Source organism: Clostridium sp. AF19-22AC (genome assembly GCF_003479085.1).
GTDB lineage: Bacteria > Bacillota > Clostridia > Lachnospirales > Lachnospiraceae > Faecalicatena_A > Faecalicatena_A orotica.
In genome coordinates, this window is sequence record NZ_QUGN01000034.1 from 35168 (window position 1) to 43326 (window position 8159).

The window sequence follows — 8159 nt, forward strand, 5'->3', positions numbered from 1 at the left end:
CTCCCAACTCCTAACTGTCCGAATTCGTCATATCAAACAATGACAGCTGAATGTTCTCCGGCTGTTTCTTTTTCGGTGGTACTGTATTCTTAGTTGGTACTGCTGAAATCGGTTTTTCTGAGGATGAGGATTGTGTTTTACGCTGTATACTCTTTTTTTGTTTGCTTACCCTTTTCTTCTGCTCTTTCGCTCTTTCCTCAGCCTCTTTTTTTGCATCATCCAGTGCATAGTAATCTTCTGCCCATTGATACACCTGAAGTTCTGAAATCCCCAGCGCCACATTCTGATTCCGTCCTGTCGCCGGCTGCTTGCCGCTGGTTTTCTTTTCATGTTCTTTTTTAGCAATTTCATAGGCTTGTTCCATAATATAATTCATACATTTCTGAATTGTTTTATGTTTCTGAAGTACCTGCATACCAAAGACTGGGTTATCTTCTGCCTTTCTGATTAAATACTTGGAAACAATATCTGTAAACATCTGATCCTTGATAAGCCACATTTCAGCTCTTAATTTCTCAACCGCAGAGTCGTATTCCCTTTCCTCAAATGGAATTTCCGCAAGCTGGGCACGTTTTCCGGCTATAAAGTCCTGAACATACTCTTCCGGAACAAGCCATTCTGACGCCAGCAGCTTTAATTCTGAAAAATTCTCAGATAATCTCAAATGAACCGCCATTGCATTCAATTCTTCTGTACTGTGAATCATCGTTTCAAACAATTCTAAAACCTCCTTCATAGAAACGGAGAGCCCGAAGACTCTCCATACATTTATCAGGCTGCCTTATCATTTTGCATAGCCTCTTCCATTTCTTTTTCTACTTCTTTTGCAATTCTTCTCCGTTCTTTGTCATCATGTTCCAAAAGCCCCATGAGTTCAATCAAAACACGAACACACCATTTATTGGATTTCCATTTTTCTGCAAGAACACGAGTCTCTTCCACTACGGCTTCCCAGTCTTTTTCCTCCATTTCACGTTCACGATACTGTTTATAGATTCCGTAGCACTCTTTCATTACCTGTGGCACCGGAATAGCTGCTGCCTCATCCAAATTGGCAAGAAGTCCCATCAGCATCCGGTGATTCTCATATTTCTTACAAATTTCCTGAATTCCAATCTGTGATGTTCCACGATAAAGAGACATGAAATCATTAAAAATTGCCGCTATCATTTTTTGATCTGTCATTCCCTTCCTCCTTTCTAAGCCAGCTCAAGGTCATAAATATTTAACTGCCCCTGTATCTGCCAATCCTCGTCCGTCTTTACTGCCTGTTTTTTTGGTATCTCTGTTGTTCTGAGCGGAATAGAACGGACTTTTTTTACACTCTCTTGAATTTGATCCCGTAACATGCCGGGTACTCCGAGTTCCCTCATTACAACCAAATTATCTTCTGAAACCGCATTGAGCAGACTATGTACTTTACCGTATATCTCCATAACCCCTGTCTGCTCTCTCTGTTTTTTACTCATACAGAAAAGTTTTGCCATCAGATAGCGGTAATCAGAAGAACCCTGATATTCTTCTAATGCTTTCAAAGCCTGTGTCCTGATTGTATCAGCCTGTGCCATGTATTCCTCCGGCATTATTTCCGGAATCTCGCATACCAATTTACTTCCGAGAAGATTCAACTTACTTTTTAACTGCAGGATTTCCTTTCGGTATCTATTCAGAATGATCCCATCCGTACACATGCTCTCAGCATCTCCATAGGTGTAAACCTTTTCCCATTCATACAAAAGCATTTTTAGTTTCTGCTCATACGCTCCCAGAGAACTCTTGTCCATATCATCTTCCGAATGATACAGATGAATCCTATCCCTGTTTTTCATTATCCTTTCCTTTCACTTTCTCAATCCGTCTTCGTACTGTAGATGGATAACAGTTAAAAGCATTTGAAATTTCCTCTAATGTATATCCCGCCTTTCTGAGCTGATACATCATTTCTCCAACCTCGTCACTGTCCATGTCTTCCCTATATTCTGTTTTTATTTTCTTTCTGAGGATCTTCTGGCAGAGTGGGTGGTTCGGTCCATACTTATACATCAGTACCGACTCATACACGTCCAAACCGCAGAATATTGCTATCAGCAGACAATAATATCCGCTGTTTTCATCCCACTTCCCCATGTCTGCACCTCCCTTACATATAACTCAGCCGGTAACTTCCCCGGTGATTTGTAAGGAACTCATTCCGGTGTTCATAGAGAGTGGCGCGGATACGTTCCTTATAATGCTTATTATTCACAGCCTTTGGATGGTCTTTTAGTTCTTCATACAGTTGGGATAATGTTACGATACCTCCCAAATGTTCCATGACCGCACACACAAGATGAAACCATGTGAGGGCTTTTGAGTCCTGTTTCTGAAGATAAAAAAAGCCACTTTTTCGAAAAGAGTACGGTATCTGAAATACATTCTCTTTTTGAAACAGCAGCAAATGTTCTGTGACGATTGGGATTAAAGGATGCCGGCTATGATAGCTCCGGCTGCTGGATGAACAACTGAACTGTGCTTTTACAATCCATGATTTCATCGTACCGATTGTCATTACGTCGTTTGCAATAGAATGGAACTCCCCATTTTGACGTATATCACCGACTAATAATGCCAGTACGCCTCCTGAACGCAGACTGAAAAATAACTTCTTAATTACATGATTGAGTTTTTCAATAAAATCTGCATAGTTATCGCAACGGCTTAGATCATCAGCATGAGGTTTTCCCCACATATTACCGGAATACCGGATAATGGAATGATATGGTGGATGAAGAAATACAAGATCCGCACTATCTTCCACATCATCTTTCAGGGCGTTCCATCCGCCAAGCCCACATGGCAGTTCGGGATTTAAGTCATACTGCACACATTGAATCCCTAAATCTGCCGCAACGTCACCGCTGGTTCCGGAACCACACATTGGATCTAAGAGAAGGAAGTCCTCCTTTCTCCGATGTGTTTGACATTCCCTGACATACTGGGTAATCTGACGGATAACTTCCGGCGAACAATTTCCCTGCCAGTTGCTACTTCCACCGCTGCCTCTTTCCGGATATGCAATAAATGAGGTAAGATCACGTCCTATGCAATGTGTCAAATCCCATACCCCTAATGTCTGCACAATCTTTTTCCATTCCGTTCCAAATTCATTCTCTAATAAGCGTTCTGCTCTTTTTAATTCCTTTTCATACACTTCATCCCACTTTCCTTTCCACCAACACTTCTAAAAGATATTGTTCCGGCACCGTTCGCAATACGACACCGGAAAATTCATTTCCAATCTTTTTCAGTTGTCTTTTGCTTCCTTTCTTTATCTGGTTCAAAAGACCGAAAGCTTTTCCCTCGCATTCTGCAATGTACAGATGTTTCTCCTGATCTAAACGGAAATCAATTTTAGAACCGTTTACAATATCGTATTGGCCTGCCATTAAAACTGTCATTTTCATTTTTTTGCTCACACTACAACTCCTATCGTTCAAACATTGGATAACTGGTAAGTATCCGAAATCCCCAATCAGCTTGTGGATCTTTTACCAGAACCAAACATGCTTTTCTTAAATTTTCATTCAAACGATCCTCTCCTTTCCGAAAACCATAACCTATCGTTTGAGGGAAACGCCCGATCAATGAGATATAGTCATTGCTGCTGTTTTTCAGCCAAAACACAATATCTGAATCATAAAATTTACGCATCAGACCACTTGCAACTGCCGCCGCAACATTTACATCCCAGTATGAAGTAGCATAACGGATATCCTCTTTCGTCAGTCGGTTCTTCAGTACCATGAGCTGAATGTCGGTATGTTTGCGGAGTGTATGACCGCCAAACAATCCTACTTTGTCAAGATTTTCCCGTATTGTCTGTAATGTACTTTCAATCAGTTCATCCGGGATACCAGTAAATAAATCCACCATACGTCCTCCTTTCACTTACGGATATACAGATACCGATACCCCAGCGGATATCAGTACATAAAATAAGAAGGGAATTTCTGCCCTTCTTCTGTAAAAATCCAAAATATAACTGTTATCCGCTTTTCTAATGTCTCATTTTTTTATTCGGATTAGCATATCCTCCTTCCTTCATATTTCATGAAAATTCCCAAAACGCAAAAAAAGACATAAAAACCCATTTCTGAATTTTTATGTCTTTCTTAACCTTATCAGGCTGTGCCTTAAATTTAACTTCCGGTATTTCACCGGAACAAACTTACTTACTGCATTTTGATATTCCCATGCACAAATTTCTAATCCACCTATAATGTAGCACAATATATGTCATTAGTCAATCATGCATTATCTATATATTGTATTTTTATGAAGTGTTTGCGATAAAGTCCTTATAAATATAATAATATTAAACAGTTTTATTACGCAAAGAAACGCTGAATGAATCCCCGATATTCTTTTGATTTGATTATTTTTTTAATTTCAACTAAATTCTAGTATACTCTTTTTCTGCCTAGAGTTCATCTTCATATAACTATTATAACCCTTTTTAGCCTATTCCTAGCCTTCTTTCCAACTTGTATATCCATCTGTTTTATGAGATCGTTAAATGCAAGTTGAGTGCTAGTCTCTATAAACTCTTCTATATTTCCATATTCATTAAAAATCCCCACATAGAATGGTACATTTCTGATTATGGTATCTTCCCGATAATCGATGTCAAATTGTATTTCGTCAGAATTCTCTACCAGCAATCTATACCCCATTCTCACTTCTCTTTCTATTTTGACAATACTCACATCTGCCAATAAATGTAAAAAGTATACCAAAGTGTGTGACTTAAAAGCTTCTATAAACTTTTGTTAGCGACTAACTAAATCAACCATTACGGGATCATTTATTTCAACCACAAAATAAATCATTAAAATCAACCAATACCCTAATAATTATATCTACGTTTTTATTTATGATGTAGTTCCAATGTTCGTTCTTTCAATCTCCCTAAGTGAAGATTGATACGCTCTATAGATTTTCCACGAAACCTTTAAGTTAATCAGCTTTTCAATCTATCATATTCTCATTCACGTATCCGATTAATTATTGAATTCTTAAAAATAATGGAATTCTGATATTTTGTCATTGCCAACCGTATTATCAAAAGAAATCCCAGATAAAAAATCAAAAAATATACAGGAAATTTATAGTGAATATAAAATATACCTGACAATTCAGCAATTTTATTACATAGTATAATCCCAACCGGAATCCCCAAAATACAACTACCAATAAACCCACTAAAAAGATACAAAGAACATTCCACGCTCTGCATTTTCTTTAATTGTTTTGGAGTCATACCTATTGCTTCTAGCATTGCATACTCTTTTTTTCTTTCTACGATATTCGATACACATAAATTAAAGGTATTGAGAAATGAAAAAATCGAAATAATAAAAACAAAAGCCATTATCGCCATTGTAAAATTATAAAAATAATCTGAATATTGTTGAATCGTATCTTTCTTGGAAGATAAGCTTATTCTATTATCAGTTGCTACTATATCATACAATTTTTGTTCTATATCACTCTTGCCAGTACATATATACCAATTAACATCTGGGTTCATATCTGTTATTTGTTCAAGATACCCTTCATTAGTATATATAGCATTTGTAGAATTTGGATCATTAATTATACCACTTACTTTCAAATGAGTTTCTTGTATTCTATTTCCTGTATCAATTTTAGCTAAAATAGAATCTCCAACTTGAAGACTCAATTGAGAATCGATATAAGCATCTGAGGCCAAATTAATTACAATAGGCATTGTATCAGTCTCTGCTTTCTTTTGAGGCATTGTCCCTTCAATCAATTGATTAGCAAACTCTTTTTCGTTAATAATGCTTTCTATACCTTCGATATCTGTTACTTCTTCTGTGTTCTCATTTACAATTTCACAATCTAAAATTTTTAATCGATAGATTTCCTTTACTTCACTCATATTCTGAATTTTTTGAAAGAGTTCATTTGTCAAGGGGCTATTCTTCATCAGTTCATTATAACTATAATTATCTTCTTCGCTTAATAAATCCGAATTCAATGATAAAATATAGTCACTGTTTTCATGAAAAGTATAGCTAGCCAACTCTTCTACATCTATTGACTGCATCACACTAAATATGCTAAACATTAATACGCCACTTAATGTTAAAGACAAAATGGATCTAATAAACTGTTTTGGCACAGATGTCGCATATTTAATTGCAAGTTTAAATGGAGAAAGAAATTCTCTCTTTTTATCTTTGCGTAACATTCTTAAGTTTTCCGTGCAACGAACTGCTTCTATTGGAGAAACTACAGATAATACACGAACAGGTTTTTCATAAGCTCCTGTAACTAGCACAATAATAAATCCTACGGAAATAAAAATTGTAATGCATGATATCCCATAAAATTTCCCTGGCAGAATTATTCCAATGATAATGGATAGAATAACAGCTGGCGGTAAACACCTCTTTAATAAAGTATGTTTTTCATAAGTAATTATATTTTTCAGTTGTTCCTTTGTTGCTCCTATCATTTTCAATCTAGCATAATCATTTATTTTCTCTACAGCTGATATATATACTATACTTCTGATTGAAACTCCTGTTGCAATGCTAATGACAAGCACAATCGTAAACATAACAACAAGCACCTGACTTGTAGTCCCAGAAATACTATGCATATCGAAATAAGTATTACACAAAAATATCATTGTGAAACTCAATAAACAGGTGGCCGCAAAAATTATCACACTAACCAGCCTATTTTTCAAAGAATTTTGAACCATATTATTTTTCGAAATAAGCTTTATGGTGCTTTTTTCAAGACTCTTCACAATACTACTCTCCCTTCTGTTGCTAAAACACTCTATTTTAGCAGTCATCTCTAATTGCCGCATCTATACTCAAATAATTATCTTATATACATTTCCTATCACGCTATGATTTTTCCATCAATAATCTTTACTATTCTGTCAGCCTGTTTCGCCATTTCTAAATCATGTGTTATCATAATAATTGTCTGATCATATTTTTTACTAGTTTCCCTTAATAATTGAAGTACTTTTTTACTAGTTTCTGAATCTAAATTTCCAGTTGGTTCGTCAGCTAAAATTACCGACGGTTTAGTTATCAATGCTCTTGCGATAGCAACTCTTTGCTGCTGACCGCCAGATAAGCTATTCGGCATTCTGTCTTTTTTATCTTCTAATTCTAAATACGTTAATACTTCATCCAAAAACTGCTGATCAACCTGCCTCCCATCCAGATGAAGAGGTAGGACAATATTGTTATAAACATTGAGTATCGGAACTAAATTATAATTCTGAAATATAAATCCAATGTGTCTACGTCTAAAGATTGTTAAGTCATCATTATTTCCTCTCAAATTTTGTTTCTCAATTATAATGTTTCCTGAAGAAGGAGTATCTAATCCTCCTATCATATGTAGTAATGTTGATTTTCCACTTCCCGATGGTCCTACCACAGCAATAAATTCGCCCTTTTCAACAGTAAGAGATACTCCATCTAGTGCTTTAATAATATTAGGTTTGTTACCATAATATTTTTTTAAATCTTTCACTTGCAAAACAGCCATAATTTTTCTCCTTTTTCCGCCAATGAAACATATTCTTTTTAGTAAAATTTTTAAAATACCACATTTGTATAATTAATCATTCCAAATTATATTCTTTCCAAAATATTCCTCAGTAAGCCTTTTTATCATAAAAGGGAGTATCTTTCAATTATCTCCCTTTTACGATAAACTTCTATTTATTCCCTAATGAGAATGATTTCTAAATATAATATCATTTATACATCAACTAATACTAACAGAATCATCCCGTCCCTATATATAAATAAGTCACCGCCTGCCCTATTTAATTAATATAGGACAGTACCGCATTATGAGATATTAAACAGTCTTTTTTACAGTCAAATTTTTTGTCTGTACTTCCGCATTTTTTGTAACCTTCAATTTTTTCATCAAAACACTTTACTCTTTCACTTTTTACAGTTACCTTATTAATTTCTTTCATTTTTATTCTCCTTTTCTTATGTATTTTAAAGACTCTAATTAATATAGGACAGTACCGCATTATGAGATATTAAACAGTCTTTTTTACAGTCAAATTTTTTGTCTGTACTTCCACATTTTTTATAACCCTCGAT

Annotated in this window: 11 protein-coding genes; all 11 read right to left on the reverse strand. The window is 35.5% G+C overall.

All coding sequences use genetic code 11. The features are described 5' to 3' along the window. Positions 1-10: 10 nt before the first annotated feature. A complete protein-coding gene (locus tag DWX43_RS24925) occupies positions 11-718 on the reverse strand; it encodes a Cas9 inhibitor AcrIIA9 family protein (protein WP_118622621.1) in 708 nt (235 codons plus the stop codon). A 53-nt stretch (positions 719-771) separates the two neighbouring features. Beyond that, entirely contained in the window at positions 772-1185 is a 414-nt protein-coding gene (locus DWX43_RS24930; protein WP_117500945.1) for a hypothetical protein, read from the reverse strand. 14 nt (positions 1186-1199) lie between these two features. Next, entirely contained in the window at positions 1200-1829 is a 630-nt protein-coding gene (locus tag DWX43_RS24935; protein ID WP_117500944.1) for a hypothetical protein, read from the reverse strand. Further along, on the reverse strand, positions 1813-2127 hold the full coding sequence (locus tag DWX43_RS24940) for a hypothetical protein (protein ID WP_117500943.1): 315 nt from the start codon (positions 2125-2127) through the stop codon (positions 1813-1815). Before DWX43_RS24940 ends, DWX43_RS24935 begins: the two co-directional genes overlap by 17 nt. 13 nt (positions 2128-2140) lie before the next feature. Beyond that, positions 2141-3190, reverse strand: a complete 1050-nt coding sequence (locus DWX43_RS24945; protein WP_117500942.1) for a DNA methyltransferase — start codon at positions 3188-3190, stop codon at positions 2141-2143. 1 nt (position 3191) lies between these two features. Next, on the reverse strand, positions 3192-3455 hold the full coding sequence (locus tag DWX43_RS24950) for a hypothetical protein (RefSeq protein ID WP_117500941.1): 264 nt from the start codon (positions 3453-3455) through the stop codon (positions 3192-3194). Between the two features lie 10 nt (positions 3456-3465). Then, positions 3466-3912, reverse strand: a complete 447-nt coding sequence (locus DWX43_RS24955) for an RNase A-like domain-containing protein (protein ID WP_117500940.1) — start codon at positions 3910-3912, stop codon at positions 3466-3468. 560 nt (positions 3913-4472) lie between these two features. After that, entirely contained in the window at positions 4473-4712 is a 240-nt protein-coding gene (locus DWX43_RS24960; protein ID WP_117500939.1) for a hypothetical protein, read from the reverse strand. Positions 4713-5023: 311 nt separating this feature from the next. Continuing rightward, positions 5024-6823, reverse strand: a complete 1800-nt coding sequence (locus DWX43_RS24965) for an FtsX-like permease family protein (RefSeq protein ID WP_158547689.1) — start codon at positions 6821-6823, stop codon at positions 5024-5026. Positions 6824-6921: 98 nt separating this feature from the next. Further along, positions 6922-7584, reverse strand: a complete 663-nt coding sequence (locus DWX43_RS24970) for an ABC transporter ATP-binding protein (RefSeq protein ID WP_117500937.1) — start codon at positions 7582-7584, stop codon at positions 6922-6924. 283 nt (positions 7585-7867) lie between these two features. Continuing rightward, complete coding sequence (locus DWX43_RS27135) at positions 7868-8026, reverse strand: hypothetical protein (RefSeq protein WP_165854657.1); 159 nt, start codon at positions 8024-8026, stop codon at positions 7868-7870. Positions 8027-8159: the final 133 nt, after the last annotated feature.

Coding starts and splice junctions, on each gene's coding strand:
- DWX43_RS27135 (WP_165854657.1), bottom strand. CDS start 8,026: ATGAAAGAAATTAATAAGGTAACTGTAAAAAGTGAAAGAGTAAAGTGT.
- DWX43_RS24935 (WP_117500944.1), bottom strand. CDS start 1,829: ATGAAAAACAGGGATAGGATTCATCTGTATCATTCGGAAGATGATATG.
- DWX43_RS24970 (WP_117500937.1), bottom strand. CDS start 7,584: ATGGCTGTTTTGCAAGTGAAAGATTTAAAAAAATATTATGGTAACAAA.
- DWX43_RS24960 (WP_117500939.1), bottom strand. CDS start 4,712: ATGGGGTATAGATTGCTGGTAGAGAATTCTGACGAAATACAATTTGAC.
- DWX43_RS24955 (WP_117500940.1), bottom strand. CDS start 3,912: ATGGTGGATTTATTTACTGGTATCCCGGATGAACTGATTGAAAGTACA.
- DWX43_RS24940 (WP_117500943.1), bottom strand. CDS start 2,127: ATGGGGAAGTGGGATGAAAACAGCGGATATTATTGTCTGCTGATAGCA.
- DWX43_RS24930 (WP_117500945.1), bottom strand. CDS start 1,185: ATGACAGATCAAAAAATGATAGCGGCAATTTTTAATGATTTCATGTCT.